This window comes from Rhizobium ruizarguesonis (assembly GCF_012349115.1).
In the GTDB taxonomy this organism is placed as follows: Bacteria; Pseudomonadota; Alphaproteobacteria; order Rhizobiales; family Rhizobiaceae; genus Rhizobium; species Rhizobium ruizarguesonis.
In genome coordinates, this window is the sequence record NZ_PQIG01000122.1 from 62,583 (window position 1) to 84,023 (window position 21,441).

The 21,441-nt window shown below is 62.9% G+C and carries 19 protein-coding genes; 11 read left to right on the forward strand and 8 right to left on the reverse strand.

Going from position 1 to position 21,441, the window contains the following annotated elements:
- The first annotated feature begins 7 nt into the window (after nucleotides 1–7).
- Nucleotides 8–844: an ABC transporter substrate-binding protein gene (locus tag C3Y91_RS32875; protein WP_168576285.1), complete on the forward strand. Its 837-nt coding sequence runs from the start codon at nucleotides 8–10 to the stop codon at nucleotides 842–844.
- An 84-nt stretch (nucleotides 845–928) separates the two neighbouring features.
- A complete protein-coding gene (locus C3Y91_RS32880) occupies nucleotides 929–1,603 on the forward strand; it encodes a 4-carboxy-4-hydroxy-2-oxoadipate aldolase/oxaloacetate decarboxylase (protein WP_011654448.1) in 675 nt (224 codons plus the stop codon).
- Nucleotides 1,604–1,687: 84 nt separating this feature from the next.
- Here the strand turns inward: C3Y91_RS32880 and C3Y91_RS32885 are convergent, their stop codons facing one another.
- Entirely contained in the window at nucleotides 1,688–2,722 is a 1,035-nt protein-coding gene (locus tag C3Y91_RS32885) for a LacI family DNA-binding transcriptional regulator (protein ID WP_024320317.1), read from the reverse strand.
- 166 nt (nucleotides 2,723–2,888) lie between these two features.
- On the opposite strand from C3Y91_RS32885, the gene C3Y91_RS32890 reads away from it, so the two are divergent.
- The 9 genes from C3Y91_RS32890 to C3Y91_RS32930 all read left to right on the forward strand — a co-directional run bounded on the left by C3Y91_RS32890 (nucleotide 2,889) and on the right by C3Y91_RS32930 (nucleotide 14,303).
- On the forward strand, nucleotides 2,889–3,863 hold the full coding sequence (locus C3Y91_RS32890; protein WP_130722791.1) for a substrate-binding domain-containing protein: 975 nt from the start codon (nucleotides 2,889–2,891) through the stop codon (nucleotides 3,861–3,863).
- Nucleotides 3,864–3,974: 111 nt separating this feature from the next.
- Entirely contained in the window at nucleotides 3,975–4,973 is a 999-nt protein-coding gene (locus C3Y91_RS32895) for an ABC transporter permease (protein WP_130721209.1), read from the forward strand.
- A 10-nt stretch (nucleotides 4,974–4,983) separates the two neighbouring features.
- Nucleotides 4,984–5,796, forward strand: a complete 813-nt coding sequence (locus tag C3Y91_RS32900; protein WP_018449063.1) for an ATP-binding cassette domain-containing protein — start codon at nucleotides 4,984–4,986, stop codon at nucleotides 5,794–5,796.
- 92 nt (nucleotides 5,797–5,888) lie between these two features.
- On the forward strand, nucleotides 5,889–6,794 hold the full coding sequence (locus C3Y91_RS32905) for a sugar phosphate isomerase/epimerase family protein (RefSeq protein WP_047612241.1): 906 nt from the start codon (nucleotides 5,889–5,891) through the stop codon (nucleotides 6,792–6,794).
- A gap of 118 nt (nucleotides 6,795–6,912) precedes the next feature.
- The gene (locus tag C3Y91_RS32910; RefSeq protein ID WP_168576286.1) at nucleotides 6,913–8,085 is read left to right on the forward strand and encodes a Gfo/Idh/MocA family protein; all 1,173 of its coding nucleotides are present in this window, start codon (nucleotides 6,913–6,915) and stop codon (nucleotides 8,083–8,085) included.
- 97 nt (nucleotides 8,086–8,182) lie between these two features.
- Nucleotides 8,183–9,124, forward strand: a complete 942-nt coding sequence (locus C3Y91_RS32915; protein ID WP_168576287.1) for a sugar phosphate isomerase/epimerase family protein — start codon at nucleotides 8,183–8,185, stop codon at nucleotides 9,122–9,124.
- Nucleotides 9,125–9,245: 121 nt separating this feature from the next.
- A complete protein-coding gene (locus tag C3Y91_RS32920) occupies nucleotides 9,246–11,159 on the forward strand; it encodes a bifunctional 5-dehydro-2-deoxygluconokinase/5-dehydro-2-deoxyphosphogluconate aldolase (RefSeq protein ID WP_168576288.1) in 1,914 nt (637 codons plus the stop codon).
- A complete protein-coding gene (gene iolD / locus C3Y91_RS32925; protein WP_168576289.1) occupies nucleotides 11,156–12,991 on the forward strand; it encodes a 3D-(3,5/4)-trihydroxycyclohexane-1,2-dione acylhydrolase (decyclizing) in 1,836 nt (611 codons plus the stop codon). Before C3Y91_RS32920 ends, iolD begins: the two co-directional genes overlap by 4 nt.
- 127 nt (nucleotides 12,992–13,118) lie before the next feature.
- Nucleotides 13,119–14,303 carry a hypothetical protein gene (locus C3Y91_RS32930; RefSeq protein ID WP_168576290.1) on the forward strand — a complete coding sequence of 395 codons (1,185 nt, stop codon included), beginning with the start codon at nucleotides 13,119–13,121 and terminating at the stop codon, nucleotides 14,301–14,303.
- A gap of 15 nt (nucleotides 14,304–14,318) precedes the next feature.
- Here C3Y91_RS32930 and C3Y91_RS32935 read toward each other — a convergent pair whose 3' ends face one another.
- The 7 genes from C3Y91_RS32935 to C3Y91_RS32965 are packed head-to-tail and all read right to left on the reverse strand — an operon-like array spanning nucleotide 14,319 to nucleotide 21,412.
- On the reverse strand, nucleotides 14,319–15,332 hold the full coding sequence (locus C3Y91_RS32935; protein ID WP_168576291.1) for a succinylglutamate desuccinylase/aspartoacylase family protein: 1,014 nt from the start codon (nucleotides 15,330–15,332) through the stop codon (nucleotides 14,319–14,321).
- A gap of 31 nt (nucleotides 15,333–15,363) precedes the next feature.
- Nucleotides 15,364–15,708, reverse strand: a complete 345-nt coding sequence (locus C3Y91_RS32940) for a RidA family protein (RefSeq protein ID WP_024320306.1) — start codon at nucleotides 15,706–15,708, stop codon at nucleotides 15,364–15,366.
- A 36-nt stretch (nucleotides 15,709–15,744) separates the two neighbouring features.
- Nucleotides 15,745–17,055: an alanine racemase gene (locus tag C3Y91_RS32945; RefSeq protein ID WP_168576292.1), complete on the reverse strand. Its 1,311-nt coding sequence runs from the start codon at nucleotides 17,053–17,055 to the stop codon at nucleotides 15,745–15,747.
- Nucleotides 17,048–18,004, reverse strand: a complete 957-nt coding sequence (locus C3Y91_RS32950) for an amidohydrolase family protein (RefSeq protein ID WP_130680678.1) — start codon at nucleotides 18,002–18,004, stop codon at nucleotides 17,048–17,050. Before C3Y91_RS32950 ends, C3Y91_RS32945 begins: the two co-directional genes overlap by 8 nt.
- On the reverse strand, nucleotides 18,001–18,942 hold the full coding sequence (locus C3Y91_RS32955; protein WP_130687207.1) for an ABC transporter permease: 942 nt from the start codon (nucleotides 18,940–18,942) through the stop codon (nucleotides 18,001–18,003). The genes C3Y91_RS32950 and C3Y91_RS32955 overlap by 4 nt, the downstream gene beginning before the upstream one ends.
- Entirely contained in the window at nucleotides 18,939–19,901 is a 963-nt protein-coding gene (locus tag C3Y91_RS32960) for an ABC transporter permease (RefSeq protein ID WP_130769955.1), read from the reverse strand. Before C3Y91_RS32960 ends, C3Y91_RS32955 begins: the two co-directional genes overlap by 4 nt.
- Nucleotides 19,898–21,412: a sugar ABC transporter ATP-binding protein gene (locus tag C3Y91_RS32965; protein ID WP_168576293.1), complete on the reverse strand. Its 1,515-nt coding sequence runs from the start codon at nucleotides 21,410–21,412 to the stop codon at nucleotides 19,898–19,900. The genes C3Y91_RS32960 and C3Y91_RS32965 overlap by 4 nt, the downstream gene beginning before the upstream one ends.
- Nucleotides 21,413–21,441 lie beyond the last annotated feature (29 nt).

Genomic DNA, 21,441 nt, shown 5'->3' on the forward strand with positions numbered 1-21,441 from the left:
AACAGCAATGAACTGGAAATGCCTAACCCTCACCGTCGCATTTGCCGGCATGGCGGCCGCCGTGCCCGCAAAAGCCGATCAGCTCGACAACATCATCTCAGCGAAAACCCTGCGTTGCGCGACTTTCGCTGACGTTCCTCCCTTTGCCTCGCCCGATCCGAAGACCCGCGAAATGGCCGGTTTCGACGTCGATCTCTGCGGCGCCATCGCCAAGGAACTGGGCGTCAAGGCTGAAATCAAGCCGGTTTCGGTCGAGGCCCGCGTGCCCGAGGTCAAGCTCGGCCGCGTCGACATCACCGTTGCCAACCTTGCCTATACTCTGAGCCGCGCCGAGCAGATCCAGTTCAGCGATCCCTATTATCTCGCCAAGGAAATGCTGATCGTGCCGGCGGATGATGCCGGCAAGAAGAAGGCCGATTATGCGGGCCAGCGCATCGCTTCGACCAAAGGTTCGACCTCCGAGATGTCGATCAAGCTCAACAAATCCGACCCACTGACCTTCCAGGATACCGCCTCGGCCTATCTCGCCGTCCAGCAGGGCAAGGCGCGCGGCATGGTGGCCAACACCATGACGACGACCAAGTTCGTCAATGAATCGAAGAGCAAGGGCAAGGAAATGCGGATGATCGAGGAGCCGATGCTGTACCAGCCGATCGGCATCGGCATGGCCAAGGATCAGCCGGCGCTGACCGCCAAGATCAATGAGATCCTTCGCAAGCTCGACACATCGGGCGAGATCAACAACATCTGGGACAAGTGGCTCGGCCCGAATACCGAATACAAGATGACGCGCACCGACAAGGTCGTATCGCTCTCGGAACTGAAGTTCGACCCGATCCCTTAAGACCTCGGCGTCTTCCAATGACGATATCCAAACGAAATCAGACGGCGGGACACGCCCGCCGTCGGCCAAAAATGGGAGGTATCCGTGATCCATATTAAAGATATTGCCGAACGGCCAAGCAAAGCCGATATCGACGCCGTTTCCAAATTTTCGCCCGCGACGATCCACGAAGCCCAAGGGCGCCGCGGAGCCCTTTCCTCCCGCCTCAAGCCCGTCGACTACCGCATGAAACTGTGCGGTCCGGCCTTCACGGTGAAATGCGCGCCGCGTGACAACATCATGCTGCAACTCGCCATCAACTACGCAAAGCCGGGCGATATCATCGTCGTATCGGCGGGCGAATACGAAGAGGCCGGATCCTTCGGCGATGTGCTTGCCAATGCCTGCCTTGCAAAGGGCATCGGCGGTCTCGTGACCGACACCGGCGTGCGCGACACGCTTCAACTGAGAGAACTCGGTTTCCCGGTCTTCTCGCTCAGCGTCTGCATCAAGGGGACGGTGAAGGAAACCATTGCGGCGGTGAACGACACGATCATCGTCGGCGGCGAAATCATCCATCCCGGCGACATCATCGCCGGTGATGCCGACGGCCTGGTGGTCGTGCGTCGCCAGGAAGCGCAGGAAGTCGCCAGGCTGTCACAGACCCGCGAAGATGCCGAGGCCGGCTATATCGCGGCATATAAGCAGGGCAAATCGGTCATCGAGGTCAGCAATCTCGAACCGGTGCTGAAAGCCAAGGGCCTCGTCGTCGACATCTGACGCGACACCGCAATAGCTGTCAGCCCTGCCACTTTATAGGGCGGCTGGCCTTTCCGGCCAGCCGCCCTATGCAAACCGGACGGTTCAAACGCTTTCGGGCGTAATCGTTTCAAAGGGAACCACGCGCTGAAGGATTGTTGTGCTGTCGCGGTGTTCCAGCGCGGCGATCATCGTCGCGATCAATTCGTCCGATATCTGATCCAGCGGATGGCACAATGCCGCCATGATCAGGCCTTCCGTCAAGCCCTTGCGCGTTTCCGGGCCGATGTCGCGGCAGACGACCCTGACCTTATCCCGCTTTTCGACGGGTGCCTCGCGAAGAGCACGCAGCACGCCGGAAATCCCCCCTCCGACAATGAAAATGCCTCTGAGGTCATCGAGTTCGGAAAGCAGCTGGCTGACGATCCGGTAGGCTTCCTGCGGCTCCTCATGTGTCGGTCTGCTGTCGTCAACCTGAAGATGGGGCGCGTGCTCGCGCATATAGGATCGAAAGCTCGCATCGGAGACATCCTGGCACTGATAACGATGATTGCCGATGAATACGGCGATCCGGCCGGGCATCGGCGTGGTCTGAGCCAGAAACCATGCGGCGGTCCGCCCGAGTTTCCAATTGTCGGTGCCGACGAAGCCGGCGCGATCCCGGGCGGACTGATCGGTTATATAGGCAACAACCGGCTTCCCCCTCTCCCTGAGCGATTGGATGGTCTGCCCGATCAACGGGTGGTCACCCGCAATGACAGCAACTGCATCACAGCGTTTGCCAAGCGCTTCGAGACGATCTGCAATATTTTGTGGCTCGAGGACATCGACGAAATCGACCACAGCCACGACTTTCTCGTGCTGGCGTCTCGCGGCCGCCTCGGTGATCTTGGAGCCGAACAGCCGGTAGAGCTCACGGCTCGACTGCTGGAGAAGGAAGCCGAAACGATAATTCGGCAGGAGCCGCTGCCTGCGGTCCTCGATCACGCCACGGCCATAAAATCCAATCTCTTCCGCGGCATTTTGCACCCTCTCGATGGTTTCCGCACGCACTGCGCCGGTACCTCCGAGGATGCGGTTGACCGTGGCGATGCTGACGCCGGACGCCTGGGCAAGGTCGGCAATGGTTGGCCTCTTCATGATATATTTCATTCCATTTTTGGATGAAATGAAATGATACATTAATTTCATCAAAACGCAATAGGCATTCCATTTTCAGCGATCCGTTGATACAAATATTCCAGCGAGTTGGGAGCCTTGCTTTGAGGAATTGTTACTCTCGACCGCCTTTTTGGGAGGAAATCACATGAGTTTTTCAATGCGCGCCGTACGCGGGCTGCTGGCTGGCGCTGTTTTGGTTCTTGGCGCTTCTTCTGTCATGGCCGCGAATATTGCTGTCGTCGGCGGCAAGACCGACGACGAATTCTGGAGCCGTATCAAGAAGGGCGTCGATGACGCCCGGCTCGTCGTCGAGAAGAATGGCGGCTCCGTCAGCTATCTGCAGCTGCAGACCTACGACAATCTCGGGCCTGACGCCGCCCAGCTCGTCCGCACGGCCATCAGCCAGGGCGTGACCGGTATCGTGGTGCCCGACTGGGTGCCCGAGGCAGAAGACGAGGCCATCAAGGCTGCCGTCGCCGCGGGCATCAAAGTTATCCTGATGAATGCCGGCAACATCGACAAAGCGCGCGAGCTTGGCGCGATCAACTATGTCGGCTCTGATGAATACACGGCCGGCAAGGCAGGCGGCGAATATTTCGCATCCAAGGGTGCGAAAAATGTCATTTGCGTCAACACGCTCCCGGGTGCGGCAAACCAGGAGGCCCGTTGCAAGGGTGTCATCGACGGCATTACCGGAAAGGGCGGTGCCGGCAAGCAGCTGCCCTTGCCGGCGACCAGCTTCGGTGATCAGACGGCAATCGCCGAAGCCGTCAAGGCGACACTGCTCCAGGACGACACCATCGACGGCGTCCTCAATGTTGGGGCTTCCGACGCTGATGCGGCTGCAAGCGGGATCGCTCAGGCGAACAAAGTCGGCAAGGTTGCGCATGGCACCTTCGACCTGAACGCCTCGGGGCTTGCCCGCATCAAGGACGGTTCGCAGACCTTTGCAATCGACCAGCAGCCTTACCTGCAGTCGCTGCTGGGGGTTTCGCTTCTCGCCGCGCATATCGACTACGGCACCAACCTGCCGACCGCACCGGTGCTGACCGGCCCGGGCATTGTCGATGCGTCGAACATCGACGCCACCCTGGCCGGCGTCAAGGAAGGCGCTCGCTGATCGTTCGAAACGGGCTCCGGCCCGCGGGATATCCGCGGGTCGAAGTTTATCGAGCGTGCGGACAACCGCGTCCGCGCGCCTGGAGATTCACGCCCAAACTGGGGTAGGCATATGAACAATCTTTCATTCGGCAACCTGTTGCGCCGTCCCGAGGCGGGTGCATTCCTCGGACTTGTCGGCGTCCTCGTGTTCTTCGTCGTATTCGGCAGCACCAAGTTCCTGGAGCCCGCCGGCGCCGCAAGCTGGCTCAACGTCGCCGCTAATCTCGGCATTATCGCTCTTCCCATCGGACTTTTGATGATCGCAGGCGATCTCGACATTTCGATTGGCGCGATGATCCCCGCCGGCTCCATGACGGTTGCGGTCCTGTCGGGCTACTACGATCTTCCCATGTGGGTCGGAATGCTCGGTGCGCTTGCCTTCGGCCTCATCGTCGGGCTGGTCAACGGCTACCTCGTCGTGCACACGGCCGTGCCTTCGCTGATCGTAACGCTCGGCACCCTCTTTGCTGTACAGGGCCTGATGCTTGGCACCTCGGTTCTCGTCACCGGCACCACGAGCGTGGCGCTGACGGCCGACCCCTGGGCAAAGTTCCTTTTCGGGCAGTTCCTGGCCGGGTCGTTTCAGGTGATCATTCTGTGGTGGGTGGCCATCACCGCGATCTTCATCTTCTTCATTCACTTCTCGCCTTACGGGAACTGGATTTTCGCGATGGGCGGAGACAAGGTCAGTGCCCGCAACGCCGGCATTCCGACGACCCGTCTGACGATGGTCCTCTTCGTCCTCTCGGCGATGAGCGCGTCCTTCGTCGGCATGTGTCAGGCCATCCTGTTCAATTCCGCGCAGGTTTCGGGCGGAATGACGTTCATCTTCAACTCGATCATCTCGGTCGTCGTCGGAGGTGTGCTGCTGACCGGAGGGTTCGGGTCGGTGATCGGGATCTTCTTCGGCACGATCACCTTCGCCGTCGTCAACCAAGGCATCTATTTCACGACCTTCGACCGCAATTGGTCGAGCCTGATCATCGGCGTGATGCTGCTCGTGGCCGTCCTCATGAACAATACGTTCCGCCAGATGGCGCTGACCTATTCACCCAAGAAGAAGAAGTGAGAGCTGAGACATGGCTGGCCCAATTCTTGAACTTGAAAACGTCAACAAGTCCTTCGGCCCGATCGATGTGCTCTACGACATCACATTGAGCGTCCATCCCGGTGAAGTGCTTTGCCTGCTGGGTGACAACGGTGCGGGAAAGTCCACCCTGATCAAGACCTTTGCCGGTGTCTACAAGCCGACGAGCGGCGCGGTGAAGTTCGAAGGCCGGCCGATCGTCTTCCAGAATCCGCGCGAAGCCGCAGACCTCGGCATTGCAACGGTTCATCAGTTCGGCGGCACCTTTCCGCTGATGAGCATCGGCCGTTCGTTCTTCGTGGGGCGGGAGCTGACCAAGGGCTTCGGCCCGTTCAAAATCTACGACCGCAAAGCCGCAAATGAAATCGCGGTCAAGGCCGTGCGCGAGTTCGGCATTACCCGCATCGACGATGGCGATCGCCTGATCGGCGGCCTGTCGGGCGGGGAGCGGCAATCCCTGGCAATCGCCCGAGCCGTCCACTTCGGCGCCCGGGTGCTGATCCTCGACGAGCCGACCGCCGCTCTCGGCGTCAAGGAGGCGGCGCATGTGCTGCGTATCGTCCTGGAAGCGCGCCGTCGCGGCCTCGCCGTCATTTTCATCACTCACAACGTCATTCACGCCATGACGGTGGGAGACCACTTCGCGGTGCTCATCAAGGGTGCGAAGGCGGCCGACTTCCGCAAGGGTGAAAAGACGCGCGAAGAGATTACCGACCTGATGGCAGGAGGCGAGGCCATGGCCGAACTCGAAGCCGAAATCGAAGCGTACTCGACAGCGCATAGCGGACATCCCCCACCGGTCTGATCGACCGTCGCCGCGGATGAACTCCAGAAACTCTAAAGAGCTCGCCTACCCCGGCGGGATGGCCCAGCACAATCATCGGACGGGTAACAGCCATGAAGATTGCAATCGACCCCTTTATGCATCGCCACCTCTCACTCGAAGAATTGCCCTCGAAAGTGGCTGAACTCGGATACGAGTGGATAGAGCTCAGCCCGCGGGCTGATTTTCTCGAGTGGTTCAAGGCGCCGCGCGTGTTTCCGGCCCGCGCCAAGGCATTCAAGAAAGCGCTTTCCGATGCAAATGTCGGCATTGCCTCGATCCTGCCGATGTACCGGTGGGCCTCGAACGATGAAAACGAGCGGCAAGCTGCCGTCAAGCACTGGAAGCGCGCCATCGAGATCAGTGTCGAACTCGGCGTCGACACGATGAACTCGGAATTCGGCCGCGGGCCCCATCCGGACAAGGGTTCGTGCTACTGCTGCCATACCGGTTCCATGATCGAGGCCTGCGAAGACGCCTGGTGGCGCTCGATGGAAGAATTGGTGCCGATCTTTGAAAAGGAAGGCATCAACCTGCACGTCGAACCGCATCCCGAGGATTGGTGCGAAACCTTGCAGCCGGCGCTCGATATCATCAGGACGGTCAACTCGAAGAACGTCAAGTTCCTCTATTGCGCGCCGCATACCTTCTACTTCGGCGATGATACCAAGGCGATGCTCCGGGAAGCAAAGGACGTGCTCGCCCATGTCCATGTCGGCGACACTTTCAATCACAAGGCCTCTTCGGGGCTCCGCTACATCCTCAACCCTCCGGGCACGCAGGCCAGGGTGCATCAGCACCTGAACATCGGCCAGGGCGAGGTTCCCTGGGAAGACTTCTTCAGCACGCTGGCGGAGATCGGGTTCGACGGCATCATGACCGCATGCGTCTTCGCCTGGGAGGACAAGGCCGACCACTCCGGCAAGTTCATGCGCGCCGAAATGCAGCGCTTTGTCGACAAATATTGGACCGCGAAATAACGCGCGATGCCCCTCTAGCGGTTCGCCATGCAGCCAGGCGATTGGCGCAAGCGACCGCGACCGGGGTTCTGCCCGGAACGCTCAAACATCACAGACATCATTCCTGGAAGGACAGAAGATGATCAACGGAGAAAGATCCATCGAGCGCCCCCTGCGTTGGGGCATGGTCGGCGGCGGCCGCACCGGGCAGGTGGGCTACAAGCATAGAACCGGCGCCCAGCGGGACGGCACCTACCGGCTCATCTGCGGAGCCTTCGATCTCGACGCCGAGCGTGGACGCGACTTCGGCACGCAGATCGGCGTTACTGCGGACAGGTGCTATGGCGACTATAAGGAACTGATCGCCAAGGAGGCCGGGCGTGAGGACGGCGTCGAGGTCGTCTCGATCGCCACGCCGAACTTCACCCATTACGAGATCACCAAGGCGTGCCTCGAAGCCGATCTTCACGTGATCTGCGAAAAGCCGCTGTTCTTCACCGTCGCCGAATGCGACGAGGTCGCCAGGCTGGCGAAAGAGAAGGGCCTGATCGTCGGTGTCACCTACGGCTTCACCGGCCATCCGCTGGTTCACCAGATGGCGGCGATGGTCAAGAAGGGCATGCTCGGCGATATCCGTATCGTCGACATGCAATATACCCACGGCTTTAACGCGGGCGACGATGTCGGCGCCGGCGAAGCCTTGAAATGGCGCACCAATCCCAAGACGGCTGGCCCGACCTTCGTTCTGGGCGATATCGGCACGCACCTCTACTATCTCTCCGAAGTGGTGCTGCCGCAAATGAAGATCGAAAAGCTGCTCTGCGACCGCAAGGCCTTCATTCCGACCCGTGCGCCGCTGGAAGACCACGCGACCGTTCTCATGCATTACGACAACGGCGCCCGCGGCCGTCTCTGGGTATCCTCGGTGAATGCCGGGAATATGGGTTCGCAGCGCTACCGTTTCGTCGGCTCCAAGGCCTCCGTCGAATGGTCCGATTCCCACCCCGACCAGCTGATTTACGAGGTACAGGGTGAACCGAACCGCACCTTGCATCACGGCATGCCCTACCTCGAAGAGGAAAGCCTCGCCTACGATCGCATGGGCGCGCTGCACACCGAAGGCCTCGGCGACAGCTGGGCGAACATCTACCTCTGGATCGCGAAGGCGATCGACGCAAAACGCCGCGGCGACGAGGCATTCCTCAAGGGCCATCATTATCCCGGCATCGAAGCCGGCACCGAAGGTGTGCGCTGGCTGGAAAACTGCGTCCGCTCGGCAGACGCAGGTTCGGCCTGGGTCGAGTTCGAGTGATCGATCAGGGGGCGCGTCGGATCTCCTCCATCCTCCTCCCAGGCGCGTCCCCGACACCCTCTTTTAGCCCGGCACTCTCTTTTAGAAAGACAATGATATGAAACTATCGATCTGCACCGACGTGATGGGCGACCTCTCCTTCACGGACATGCTCGACAAATGCGTCAAACTTGGTGTCGAGGGTATCGAGATGACCGGCGGCGGCTGGTCGCGCGGGCCGCACTTCCGTGCGGACGAGCTGCTGGCCGACGGGGGCCTGCTCAAGACCAAGCTGAAGGAAATCGAAGCCCGCGGCCTGGAAATCGCCGCGCTGAATTGCTCGGCAAACCCGCTCGATCCGGGTGACATGGGCAAGCGCCACCGCAAGGAAATGGAAGACACCATCCGGCTCGCCGGCGAAATCGGCGTGAAGAAGATCGTCACCATGTCCGGCCTGCCCGAAGCCGCCCCCGGCGACACGGTGCCGAACTGGCTCGTCTACACCAAGAGCTGGCCGAACGAGATGCCTGAGCGCGACCGATATCAGTGGGAAGATCGAGCCCTCCCGCTCTGGCACGGCCTGGTCAAGCTCGCCGATGAAGTCGGCGTCGAAAAATACGCGCTGGAAAACTTCTCGGCCATGCTCGTATGGAACCCCGAGACCCTCTTCCGCCTGCGCAACGAAGTCGGTCCGAAAGTAGGTATGAACCTCGACCCGTCGCATCTGATGTGGATGGGCGCCGACCCGATCGCCTCCGCCCGTGCTTTGGGTGATGCCATCCATCATTGCCATGGCAAGGATACCCGCATCGAACGGGGCCTCGCCGACGTCAACGGCTTGCTCGAGCTCAAGGACGTAACCGACGTCGCCAACCGCAGCTGGAACTATGTCGCCGTCGGCGCCGGCCATGACCTGCAATGGTGGAAGGAGTTCTTCTCCGTGGTGCGGATGGTCGGCTACAACGATTGGGTCAGCCTCGAGATGGAAGACTTCACCATGTCGACCGAGGGCGGCATCCAATCCTCCATCGATGCGCTGCAGGCAACGATCAGCCGCTGATGGACAGGCGCGGGCGGTCGTTCGCCCGCGCTCCCTTGCATTGGTCGTTTCTTGTGAAGAGGCCGACGATGCCCAACCCGATCACCATGACCGAATTCAATACTATTGCGAGGAAACCGACATGACCAAGACATTGGACGTGATCACGATCGGGCGCGCCGGCGTCGACCTCTATGGGGCGCAGGTCGGAGGACGGCTGGAGGATATGGGATCCTTCGAAAAATATATCGGCGGCAGTCCGACCAACATTGCCTGCGGCACGGCGCGACTGGGCCTCAAGTCGGCACTGATCTCCCGGGTTGGCGATGAGCATATGGGCCGGTTCATTCGCGAGGAGCTTGCCCGGCATGGCGTTGACGGCAGAGGCGTCGTGACCGATCCCGAGCGGCTGACGGCACTCGTCATTCTCGGGATCCGGGACGAGGAACGTTTCCCGCTGATATTCTATCGGGAAAACTGTGCCGACATGGCGCTTTGCGAGCAGGATATCGATGAGGCTTTCGTTTCCAGCGCCCGTTCGGTGCTGGTGACGGGAACGCACCTCTCCCATCCGCGCACGGAAGCAGCCGTGCTCAAGGCGCTCGGCTTTGCCCGCAAGCATGGCGCCAGGACGGCTCTCGACATCGACTATCGTCCAAACCTTTGGGGAGTGGCCGGCCATGGCGAGGGAGAAAGCCGCTATGTGGCAAGCGGGCAGGTGACCGAAAAGCTCCTGGCGACGCTTCATCTGTTCGATTTGATTGTCGGGACGGAGGAAGAATTCCACATCGCCGGCGGGACGACCGATACCGTAGCGGCACTGCGGGCCGTGCGCGCCGTGACTGCGGCGACGCTCGTCTGCAAACGCGGCGCCAAAGGGGCGGTCGCATTCGAAGATGCAATACCGGACAATCTGGACGAGGGCATTTCGGGCGAGGGTTTCCCGGTCGAAGTCTTCAACGTTCTCGGCGCCGGAGACGGCTTTTTCGCTGGGCTGCTGAAAGGCTGGCTTGATGGCGAGGATTGGCCGACCGCGCTTAGATACGCCAATGCCTGCGGCGCTTTTGCAGTCTCCCGTCACGGCTGCACGCCGGCCTATCCGTCACGTCAGGAGCTGAATTTCTTCCTCGAGCGCGGCATGACGCGCCCCGACCTGCGCAATGATCCAGCGCTGGAGCAGATACACTGGTCGACCAACCGGCATGGCGTCTGGTCCGAGATGCGAGTCTTCGCCTTCGATCACCGGATGCAGCTCGAAAGCATGGCGGGCTACACGCCGTCGAAGGGTGGCGCCTTCAAGGAGCTTTGCCTTGAAGCGGCCCTGAAAGTACAGAACGGGCGTTCCGGTTATGGAATCCTCTGCGACGACCGAATTGGCCGGCGCGCGCTCCACGCCGCCTCCGGGACCGGCCTTTGGATCGGCAGACCCTGCGAGTGGCCAGGGTCTCGGCCGCTTAGGCTGGAGCCGTCGCTTGGTCCCGATTGCGGCGGGCTTTCGGAATGGGCGCGCGCGAACGTCGTCAAGGTGCTCTGCTTCTGCCACCCTGATGACGACGAGGCGACCTGGGCCCGGCAACTGGCGGAAGTACGGCGACTTTACGTGGCCTCGCGCCGCAACAAGTTGGAATTCCTGCTCGAGGTCATCCCTTCCAAGGTCGCAAGCATCACCACGGACACGACCGCGACGCTGATCCGCCGCTTCTATGCCGAAGGTATTTATCCCGACTGGTGGAAGCTCGAACCGATGGACGAGCCCGAAGCTTGGACGCAGGTCTGTGCCGCCATCGAGGAAAACGATCGTCATACCAGAGGGATCGTGGTCCTCGGCCTGGATGCGCCGGAGGACGTATTGAAGGCGAGCTTCGAAGTTGCCGCGCGCTTCCCGCTCGTCAAGGGATTTGCCGTCGGCCGGACAATCTTCGGCTCCGTCGCCCGCGGCTGGTTCGAGGGCTCGATCAGTGATGAAGAGGCCGTCGAAGAGATGGCGAAACGATATTCCCGGCTTTGCACGGTCTGGGACGGCGCGCGGGCGCGCGTGCAGGAGGCAGCAGAATGACAACGGTACGAATGACAGCCGCGCAGGCCATGATGAAATGGCTCTCGGTCCAGATGACCGAGGATGGCGAACGCTTCATCGAAGGCGTCTGGGCGATCTTCGGTCACGGCAACGTCGCCGGCATCGGAGAGGCGCTGCATGGGATTGGCGACGCCCTTCCCACATGGCGCGGCCAGAACGAACAGACCATGGCGCATGCGGCAATCGCTTATGCGAAGACACTGAAGCGCCGGCGCGCCCAGGCCGTGACATCGTCGATCGGCCCGGGCGCCACCAATATGATCACGGCTTGCGCACTTGCCCATGTCAACAGATTACCGGTGCTTTTCTTACCCGGCGACGTGTTCGCCAATCGCCGCCCCGAGCCGGTGTTGCAGCAGATCGAGGATATGAATGACGGAACCGTCAGCGCCAATGACTGCTTCCGGCCGGTCTCAGCCTATTTCGACCGGATCGCCCGTCCCGAGCATCTCCTGACTTGCTTGCCGCGCGCCCTGGCCGTCATGACCGATCCCGGCAGCTGCGGCCCCGTTACGCTCGCCTTCTGCCAGGATGTGCAAGCAGAGCTCTACGACTACCCTCAGGCATTTTTCGAACCGAAGGTGTGGCGCATCCGCCGACCCGAACCGGATCCGCGAGAGGTCGCAGATCTCGCCGATGCCATCCGGGCTGCGCGCAAGCCAGTCATCATTTCCGGTGGCGGCGTTATCTATTCTGAGGCCGAGGCCGAGCTTGCCGCATTCGCGGAAAAGCACCATATCCCGTTTGTCGAAACGCAAGCCGGGAAGGGCGCCAACAGCTGGGAGCACCCGCTGAATTTCGGATCACCTGGTGTGACCGGATCGGCGTCGGCCAATGCGCTTTGCGCCGAGGCGGACCTCGTGCTCGGCATCGGCACGCGCTTCCAGGATTTCACCACAGGCAGCTGGACGCTCTTCCGCAATCCCTCGCGCCGGCTCGCTTCGATCAACCTTGCCGGATATGACGCAACCAAGCATTCGGCATTGCCCTGTGTCGGCGATGCCAAGGTCACGCTGGCGCGCCTGTCCACCGCGCTTGAGGCGTATCGCGGGGCCGGCGTCGATGCCGGGAGCAGGACCGACTGGCACAAAACGGTCGAGCGTGTGACGGCGGCGCCGGAAACGGATGGGCCTGGAAACCTGCCCACCGATGCGCAAGTCATCGGCGCCGTGCAGCGGGTGGCGAAGGAAAACTCCGTGGTCATGTGCGCGGCCGGCACCATGCCGGGCGCACTGCAGGTGCTGTGGCAATCTGCCAAGGGCGGATACCACATGGAATATGGTTTCTCCTGCATGGGTTACGAAGTGGCGGGCGCCATGGGCATCAAGCTCGCACGCCCCGACAAGGACGTCATCTGCTTCGTCGGCGACGGCTCCTACATGATGGCCAATTCGGAACTCGCCACCGCCGTCATGCGGCGGGTGCCGTTCACCGTGGTGTTGACCGACAACCGCGGTTACGGCTGCATCAACCGTCTTCAGATCGAGTGCGGCGGCGCCGAATTCAACAACATGTACAAGGACTGCAATGTCGACATACAGCCCGAGATCGATTTTGTTGCGCATGCCGCCTCGATGGGCGCCCATGCCGAAAAGATTGGGTCCACCGCCGAGCTGGAGACACGCATCGTGGCGGCGCGGGAACGCAACATTCCGAGCGTTCTGGTGATCGACACCGATGCGGGTCCCGGGACCGACGCAGGTGGCCATTGGTGGGACGTTGCCGTCCCGCAGGTCGGCGGCCCGGAGCGGCTCGAGCAGGCCCGCGCGCGTTACAACGAGAATGCCGCCAATCAACGCGTGTTTGATTGAAAGACTGGAACTTGGCTCTCAGCCTGGATGCTCCGGCGACACGGCGGACACCTGCGCGCAAAGATCAGTCTGGACACTATTATGGACACGTGTTCTATAAAATGGACAGATTTGACGGGAGCACGCCATGCATCTTTCCATGTGGACCTACCCCTGGGACATTCAGGACCAGGGGCTCGACGCCTTTGCCGCCGAGCTTCGCGGCCGTGCGGGCCTGACGACGGTCAGCCTGGCGACTTCCTATCACGCCGGCCGGTTCCTGCAGCCGCGGAGCCCGCAGCAGAAGGCCTATTTCCCCGAGGACGGGACCGTCTACTTCCGGCCGGATGAGAGCCTGTGGCGGGATAAGCTGATCCGGCCGCTGATGGCTGGGAATGTCACTGAGCGCGGCGACATGCTGGAAGCACTCGTCCGGGCGCGCGACACGACGGGTCTCAAGGTCTCCTGCTGGACGGTCTGCCTGCACAATACCCGTCTCGGCATGCTGCATCCCGATCATGTGACGCGGAACGCCTTCGGCAATCCCAACTATTACAATCTCTGCCCTTCCAGCCCGGCGGCGCGGGACTATGCCGTCACCCTTGTTCGCGACATCACGACCAACTACCGGCCCGATATGGTGGAACTCGAGAGCCCGAACTTCATGGGATTCGCGCATGAATACCATCACGAGAAAGACGGTGTCGGGCTCAACGCCGAAGACGATTTCCTGCTGTCGCTCTGCTTCTGCGACCATTGCACGGCGCGCGCCATAAAGTCCGGCGTGCCGGTCGAAGGCGCGCGCGGAACGGTCGCGCGCTTCATCGCGGAACTCTGCGAACGAGCTGTCCCGGAACGGCAATTCCCCGACTTCCCGGCCGCCGGCATCGATGCCTTTCGCGATCATCCTGATCTCTGTGCCTATCTCACTTGGCGCAGCGAACCGGTGACCAGCCTGATCGGCGAGATCAAGGCGGTCGCCGATCCGGCGACACGCATCGTGCTCATCGACCTGAAGGACGGTTGGCTCGGCGGCGTCGATCTGGCAGCCGCCGGCAAGCTCTGCGACGGGGCGATCCTCTGCTGCTACGACATGGAGCCGGATGCCGTCGGCGATGTCATCCGGACCGGCCGGGCGGCAATCGGACCGGGCAAGTTCCTCGGGGTGGGCCTGCGCGTCTTCTATCCTGAGGTCAGCGGGCCGGCGGTGCTCGCCGCACGCGCCAAGGCCGCCGTCAATGCCGGCGCTGACGGCGTGAACTTCTACAATTACGGCCTGATACCGGCAAAGCGTCTCGACTGGGTCAAGGCAGCGATCGACGCAATCGCTTGAGCAGATCAGCGCTCCTCAGGACGCGATGGGTTCGGCGACCTGGATCAGGCAGTCGCCGGCCTGGCTGTCGCAATGCAGCCTGTGGGAAATGACAATGCCGCTCTCGGCAAAGCGCAGCTCTTCCTCCGGCTGCTCCAGGCGTTCCAAATCATGATACCATCCGGCAAGCTCGCCGGCGGCAACGATGGCGCCGAGGGCTGTAGCCGGCTCGAACCAGCCTCTGCGGTTCGCATAGATGCCCTGGCTGTGCCTAGATAGTGAAAGCAGCTGCAACGGCCCGGGCTCGGTGAGCGGCGCGCGCGACAGGACCGGACGCTTCACGATGCCGAGTGTGACGAGCAGCCGATCGATCGCCGCCGCCGTGAAGGCCATGGTCGCAGGCGTCACGGTGCCGCCGCCGCCGAATTCGCCGGAAAGACCGACGGTTCCGGCCCTTGCCGCAGCCCCCATCGATGTCGGCGCCGTCGGCCCGTTATCGGCGATGAAGGCATGCGCCGCACCCATGGCGCGCATCAGTGAAACGGACCGTTCGAAGCGGGTGGCATCGGTCTGCCGCTCGATCAGCGTGCAGGGAAGATGCGCCATGGAGGTGCCGCCCGAATGCAGATCGAGCACGACGTCATGGCGCGGAAAAAGTTCATGTTCGAGGAAATGCGCCATCCGCGCCGTCGGCGACCCGCTGGGATCGCCGGGAAACGCCCGATTGAGATTGCCGCCGTCGAAGGGCGAGCAGCGCTTGGCCGCCATCACCGCCGGCAGGTTCGCCATCGGCAGGATGGTGACGGCGCCGCGGATTTCGGCGATATCCAGCAGCCGCATCAGGCGGCCCAGCTGGAGTTCACCCTCATACTCGTCGCCATGATTGCCGGCCATCAGCAGCAAAGACGGCCCCTCGCCATTCCTCAGGCGAAGGACCGGAATGCGGATCTGATAATAGGGCGACCGGTCGATCGAATAGGGAATGGCGAGGTGACCGGCCTGCCGGCCCTCGCGCGAAAAGTCGATCGGATTGACGAGACCGCTATGCATGATGCCTCCAGTGCGGACGGTTGCGATGCCGTCAAAGGGCGGCGATCGCGGTCATTTCGACGCGCAGATCGGGATCGGCCAGACGTGCTTCGGTGCAGGCGCGGGCCGGCGGGTTTTCGATATCGATCCAGTCATCATAGACGCTGTTCATCGCCTCGAAATCAACGATCGCCGGCAGGAAGACGTTGACGGCGATGAGGCGTGAGCGGTCGATACCGGCTTCCTTCAAGAGGGCGTCGATCTTGCCGAGCACGTCGCGGGTCTGATCCTCGATATCAGCCTTGCGATTTTCCGCGACCTGGCCGGCAATATAGACGAGACCGCCGTAGCTGACGGCTTGGCTCATACGCGAACCTTTCTGATAACGCTGGATCATGGCGGGTTTTCCTTTTCTTGCTTTTGGAGGGAGAGGTCAGCCGAAGCTGGTCAGATAGGCCGTTGTCACCGAATGGTCCGGATCGAGGCCGTAAAGGATGGTATGCCGGTCAAGGCAGGTGCAGGGATGCGAGATGCCGCACTCGATGACGTCGCCGACCGCGACGTCGCTGCCGTCGGTAAGGGCCACGAAGGCGTGCTGATCGTTGAGGCGAAACACTTCAGCGCTTTCGAGATCGGCAAAATAGGCCCCATTACGATAGAGCACCAACGGCCGCGGCAGGCCCTGGTCCATCGCCACGTCGCGCATGCCCATGCCGCAGATCGCAAGCCGCGCCTCCGGCCGCGACAGGACCTCGGCCCAGACCCGCAGCGCCGGACGGAAAGCTGCGGCCGCCGAAACCATCTCGCCGCCGATGCGGAAACCGCCGCGTGCATCGAGGCCGGCAAGGCCGCGCTCGTAGATGCCGTGATCGTGGAAGAAGATCGCGCCGCTGCGCAGCACCAGCCGGCAGGCGGGATCGGCCGCAACGGCGGCTGAAAGCCTGGCAATCACAAGGTCGAAAAAGACCGAACCGCCGGCCGTGACGAGGAGCGGCCGCTCCTTGCCTACGCGGGCGCGCAGCTTCGGCAGGAAATCTGATGTCACAGCCATCAGCGCGTCGATGCGACGCATCGTCTCTTGCGCATCGGCGGTCGCCGCCGCCCCCTCATAGGCGGCAATGCCGGTCAGCCGGAAGGCCGGCGTCTCCGCGGCAAGGATCGCCTCGAGAATGGCCTCGGCGGCGTCGACGCCGCGGGCACCGGCGCGGCCGGCGCCGAACTCCACCAGCAGGCCGAGGGGCGGCAGATCGGCACGCTCCTGCCATGCGGTACGGAGAGCATCGACGAGCGCTGTCGAATCCACGAAGATGTGGAGTTCGGCATCGGGATAGTGGCCAAGCAGGGCCGCGAGCCGGCAGGCAGCGGCGGCCCCGCCGATTTCGTTGGCGAGGATCAGCCGGCGTTGTCCCGCCTTGAGCAGGACGGCGGCCTGGCGGATATCGGCGACCGTCGTGCCCCAGGCGCCTGCCGCCAGAAGTGCCTCCGCCAGCGCCGTCGACATCGGTGTCTTGGCGTGCGGCGCGATCTCGGCGCCGTGGCTCTTCACATAGGCCATCATCAGTTCGACATTGCCGGAGAAAGCCTGCCGGTCGAGCGAGATCAGCGGCAGGGCCATCCTGCCATCATAGGGCTTCCATCCCTGCTTGCCGATGGCATCAAGCGGGAGCGGCGGATTGCCCGGCGGAAAGCCGAGCACCCGCTCGTCGATCAGCACATTTTCCGTTGTGATATGAAGGTCAGACATCGCAGCCCCTCCGGGCGTCGGCCGGATCGGCGATGCCGAGCCGATAGGTGTCGTTGGCGGTGGCAAAGAACAGGGCGCGCTGCTCGTCGTAAGACAGCTGCGCGGCGACCGTGCGGAAAACCTGGTAGACCTCGTCGAAAGAAGCATGCAGGCCCGCGACCGGAAAGTCGCTCGCGAACATGGCGCGCGCCGGACCGAAACACTCGAGGCAATGCTCGATCACCGGCCGCAGGCTTTCGAGCGTCCACGCGTTGTCGTAGGCGACAAGGTCGGAGATCTTCAGGCGCAGATTCGGCTCGTTGCCGAGCGCCCGCAGGCCGCGGCGCCAGAGCGCCATGCCGTCCTCCGTCCGGTCAGCCGGGCTACCGCCGTGGTTAAGCACGAAAAGCGTTTCCGGAAAAGCGCGCGCCAGTTCGAGCGCCTCATGCATCTGCCAGGGATAAAGCATCAGGTCGAAGACCAGCCCGAGCCGGGTGGCATGGACAAGCCCCGCCCGCCAGGTGGGATCGCCCATGCGGTTCGGGCGCGAAGCAAAACTCTTCGCCGCGTCCGGATGCCAGCTCAAAATATCACGGATGCCGACGACATTCGGGTTTGCCGCTTCCGCCTCGAGCAGGCGCATAGCGTCCGGCCCATCGAGAGGCACGCGCGCGATATAACGGTGCGCCACGCCAGAGCTGCGGTCGAGGCCATCCAGCCAGCGGCTCTCTTCCAATGGGTAGGCAACGGACCAGCCGGCTTCCACATGCACCGTTGCAACCACGTTCTGGCGGGCAGCATCGGCGCGATAATCGTCGATGCCATAGTCGCGCAGGATCGGCGCGAGGCTTCCGAAAACCATCTCCTCGCCGGAAGTTCCGGCCTTCTGCAGCCAGGGATGGCGTTGCAGGCTGAGGTCCCAGAGGTGGTGATGCGGGTCGATCACCGGCCCCTCGTAGCGCTCCGTCATCGGCGCGCCTCGCGGCCGGAAACGAGCAGAAGGGCAAGGATCAGCGTGCCGAACATGATCGAGCGCCAGCCGGGCGAGGCGTTGACGACCGTGATCAGCGCCGTCGTCGTGACGAGCAGGATTGCGCCCGGAATGGTCCCGGCATAGGTGCCGCGGCCGCCGAGGATCGAGGTGCCGCCGAGCACGACGGCGGCGATCGAGGTCAGAAGATAGGGGTCGCCGATGCCGACATAACCTTGCCGGTTCATGCCGAGTACGAGAATGCCGGCGAGCCCTGCGAAAAAGCCCGACAGCGTATGGACGATCAGCGTGTTGCGCGTGACGCTGACGCCGGAAAGCCGGGCCGCCAGCGGGTTCGCCCCAAGCGCCAGGAAACGCGCGCCGATCGGCATGCGGTGGACGAGCAGCAGGACGACGATCGAGACGACGAGCCACAGAATGATGCCCGAGGGAATGCCGAACGGCCGCGCCTGCCCGAGCAGAATGACCGCCGGGTTGCTGACGGTGACCGCGCTGCCGCCGGCGACGATGACGAGCAGGCCCTGCAGGAAGGTCGCCATGGCAAGCGTCATGATGATCGGCGGCACGCGAAGATAGGCAGCACCGGCGCCGTTCATCAGGCCGATGCCGGTGGCGATGGCAAGGGCCGCCGCGATGCCGGCGAGGCCAGTCGGGTCCCAGGTGGGCGAAATCAGCGGCAGCAGGATCGCCGTGACGGTGATGACCGCGCCGACGGAGAGATCGATGCCGCCCATCAAGATGACGAGCGTCTGGCCGGCAGCGGCAATGCCGATCACCGCGGCGAGTTCGAGCAGGTAGCGCAGGTGGCCATAGGCGCCGAAACCACGCAGCGAGACGCTGGCGGCGATCCAGACGAGCGCGACCAGAAGGAAGGTCAGCAGCGATGGATTGCGGAACACGGACCTGATGATGTTCATCGCCTTGCCCTCCAAGCCCCAAGAAGTTCCGGAACGGCGACTGCGCCGACGATGATCAACCCCTGAGCGACATATTGGGCGACCGGCGGAAAGCCCAGGAAGAACATGACGTTTATCATCACCGAGAGCAGCAGGCTGCCGCAGATCGCGCCACGCATCGTGCCCTTGCCACCAAGGAAACCCACGCCGCCGAGCACGGCAGCGGCGATCGAGTTCAGCGTGAAGGGCGTGCCGATAACAGGATCACCCGACCCGGTCTGGGCGGCGACGAAGAGACCGGTCAGGGCTGCGAGAAGACCGGACAGGGCGAAGGCTGCGACCTTCACCCGTTCGACCGGGACGCCGGAGCGGAACGCGCCGACCGGATTGTCGCCAGCCGCATAGATGCCGAGGCCGAGCGGCGTTGCGAGAAAGGCCTTCCAGAGTACGAGGATCACAATGAGCAGCAGGAAGGCGACGGGCGTGTGGCCGGCCAATACCGTCGACAGCCAATCGGGAATGAACCCACCCGGCCGCGGCAGCAGGATGAGTGCGACCCCGCCGATGATGAAGGAGCCGGCAAGCGTGACGATGATTGCAGGCAGCCTCAGATAGGTCACGATGGCGCCGATGACGGCACCGATCGAAAGACCGGCAAGCGAGACCGCAACAATGCCTCCCGGCACGCCGAGCGCTCCTTCCATCGTCGTCGCGGCGATCACCGCTCCAAGACTGACGAGCGGGCCGATCGCCAGCGTGATGCCGCCGTTCAGCATGAGCAGCGCCTGCGCCATGGTGACGAGCGCGAGCGGGAACCAGTTCTGCGTGAATTTGGAGAAGCCGCCGATCGAGAGGATGCCAGGAAAGAGCAGCGCGTAGAGAATGAGAAAGGCGGCGACAACCAGATAGAGGCCGGCAAGGCCGCGGTTGCGGCGAAGCTGGATCGCGCCGTAGAGCCGGGATGACGAACTTGTGCTCATGCCGCCTCTCCCTGCGTCGTGGCCGTGATGCCCATGGCTGCGCCGACGATCGCTCCTTCGCTGATTTCATCTTGCGACAGCACGGCCGCGATGCGCCCCTCGCGCAGAACCACGACACGGTCGCAGAGATGCACGAGCTCCGGCGTATCGGAGCTAGCCAGAATGACGAGCCGCCCCTCGGCGGCGAAGGCGCGGAGCATCAGGTAGATTTCCCGCTTGGTCTCGATGTCGACGCCGCGCGTCGGATCGTTGAGGAGCAGAACGGAGGGATCGAGCGGCAGCCATTTGGCGAGCGCCACCTTCTGCTGGTTGCCGCCGGAAAGCGCCTGCACCGGGCGGGCCGTATCGCCCTTGATCGTCAGCCGGCGCGCCAGATCGGCGACCAGGCCGGTTTCCGCCGGCCGGTCGCGCAGCCCTTTGCGGGCGAGCCGTCCGAGCGAGGGCAGGATGAGATTGGAGGCGATGGAATGGGGCAGCACCAGCCCCTCATGCTTTCGGTCGGCCGGGACATAGACGATGCCGGCGGCATTCGCCTCGCCGACATGGGCGGGCAGGGCGGGTTTGCCGGATACCTCCGCCCGAGCGGCGGAGGCTGCAATCGCGCCGTAGAGGCCGAGCAGCAAGTCTTCCTGCCCTTGCCCCACGAGCCCGCCGATGCCGACGATCTCGCCGGCGCGGGCGGAGAAGCTGACGTCACGCACCATGCCGGCGGAAAAGCCTTCGATGCTGATGCGCATCGCCCCGGGTGCGGTGACGGAGCGCGGCGGGAACAGGTCTCCAGTCTCGCGGCCGACCATCAGGCGCACCAGCCCTTCGCCGTCGATGCCGGACAACGACTGGTCGGCGGTGACCAGGCCGTCCTTCAGCACCGTGACGTGCGAGCAGAGCGCCTGCACCTCGTTGAGGCGGTGTGAAATATAGAGAAGTGCCGTGCCGCGGTCCTTGAGCGTCTCGATCAGGCGGGCAAGGATGCCGGCTTCGTGCGCGGAAAGCGACGAAGTCGGTTCGTCCAGGATCAGCACACGCGGCTTGCGGAATAGCGCCTTGGCGATCTCCACCATCTGACGGCGGCCGAGCGCGAGGTCGGCGACCGGCATGTCGAGCGGCTCGGTAAGCCCCACCATGTCGCAAACGTGTCGAACGCCGCGATGGAGCGCTCTGTAATCGATGAGACCGAACCGGCGCGGAAATGCGCCGAGCCCGATGTTTTCGGCAATCGAGAGACTGGCCGTGAGGCTCAGCTCCTGCTGAACGACGGCAATACCCGCCGAGCGCGCAGCCGCCGGGCTGAAGCGTTCGACCGGCTTGCCGTCGACGAGGATGGAACCGCCGTCCGGCTGGAGAGCACCGGACAGGAGGTTGATCAGCGTGGACTTGCCGGCGCCGTTTTCGCCGAGCAGGGCGTGAACCCTGCCCGGCAGAAGGGCGATGTCGACGCCCTTCAAAACGGGATTGCCGAAAAATCCCCTCAACACCTGCCGGGCTTCCAGCAGGGGTCTTTCTTCCGTCATGACGGCTTTCCTCAACCCGAGTTACTTGG

Bases quoted from the DNA above. Each gene is read 5' to 3' on its own strand.
- C3Y91_RS32875 (WP_168576285.1), top strand. From the start codon at position 8: ATGAACTGGAAATGCCTAACCCTCACCGTCGCATTTGCCGGCATGGCG.
- C3Y91_RS32885 (WP_024320317.1), bottom strand. From the start codon at position 2,722: ATGAAGAGGCCAACCATTGCCGACCTTGCCCAGGCGTCCGGCGTCAGC.
- C3Y91_RS32890 (WP_130722791.1), top strand. From the start codon at position 2,889: ATGAGTTTTTCAATGCGCGCCGTACGCGGGCTGCTGGCTGGCGCTGTT.
- C3Y91_RS32895 (WP_130721209.1), top strand. From the start codon at position 3,975: ATGAACAATCTTTCATTCGGCAACCTGTTGCGCCGTCCCGAGGCGGGT.
- C3Y91_RS32900 (WP_018449063.1), top strand. From the start codon at position 4,984: ATGGCTGGCCCAATTCTTGAACTTGAAAACGTCAACAAGTCCTTCGGC.
- C3Y91_RS32905 (WP_047612241.1), top strand. From the start codon at position 5,889: ATGAAGATTGCAATCGACCCCTTTATGCATCGCCACCTCTCACTCGAA.
- C3Y91_RS32910 (WP_168576286.1), top strand. From the start codon at position 6,913: ATGATCAACGGAGAAAGATCCATCGAGCGCCCCCTGCGTTGGGGCATG.
- C3Y91_RS32915 (WP_168576287.1), top strand. From the start codon at position 8,183: ATGAAACTATCGATCTGCACCGACGTGATGGGCGACCTCTCCTTCACG.
- C3Y91_RS32920 (WP_168576288.1), top strand. From the start codon at position 9,246: ATGACCAAGACATTGGACGTGATCACGATCGGGCGCGCCGGCGTCGAC.
- iolD (WP_168576289.1), top strand. From the start codon at position 11,156: ATGACAACGGTACGAATGACAGCCGCGCAGGCCATGATGAAATGGCTC.
- C3Y91_RS32930 (WP_168576290.1), top strand. From the start codon at position 13,119: ATGCATCTTTCCATGTGGACCTACCCCTGGGACATTCAGGACCAGGGG.
- C3Y91_RS32935 (WP_168576291.1), bottom strand. From the start codon at position 15,332: ATGCATAGCGGTCTCGTCAATCCGATCGACTTTTCGCGCGAGGGCCGG.
- C3Y91_RS32940 (WP_024320306.1), bottom strand. From the start codon at position 15,708: ATGATCCAGCGTTATCAGAAAGGTTCGCGTATGAGCCAAGCCGTCAGC.
- C3Y91_RS32945 (WP_168576292.1), bottom strand. From the start codon at position 17,055: ATGTCTGACCTTCATATCACAACGGAAAATGTGCTGATCGACGAGCGG.
- C3Y91_RS32950 (WP_130680678.1), bottom strand. From the start codon at position 18,004: ATGACGGAGCGCTACGAGGGGCCGGTGATCGACCCGCATCACCACCTC.
- C3Y91_RS32955 (WP_130687207.1), bottom strand. From the start codon at position 18,942: ATGAACATCATCAGGTCCGTGTTCCGCAATCCATCGCTGCTGACCTTC.
- C3Y91_RS32960 (WP_130769955.1), bottom strand. From the start codon at position 19,901: ATGAGCACAAGTTCGTCATCCCGGCTCTACGGCGCGATCCAGCTTCGC.
- C3Y91_RS32965 (WP_168576293.1), bottom strand. From the start codon at position 21,412: ATGACGGAAGAAAGACCCCTGCTGGAAGCCCGGCAGGTGTTGAGGGGA.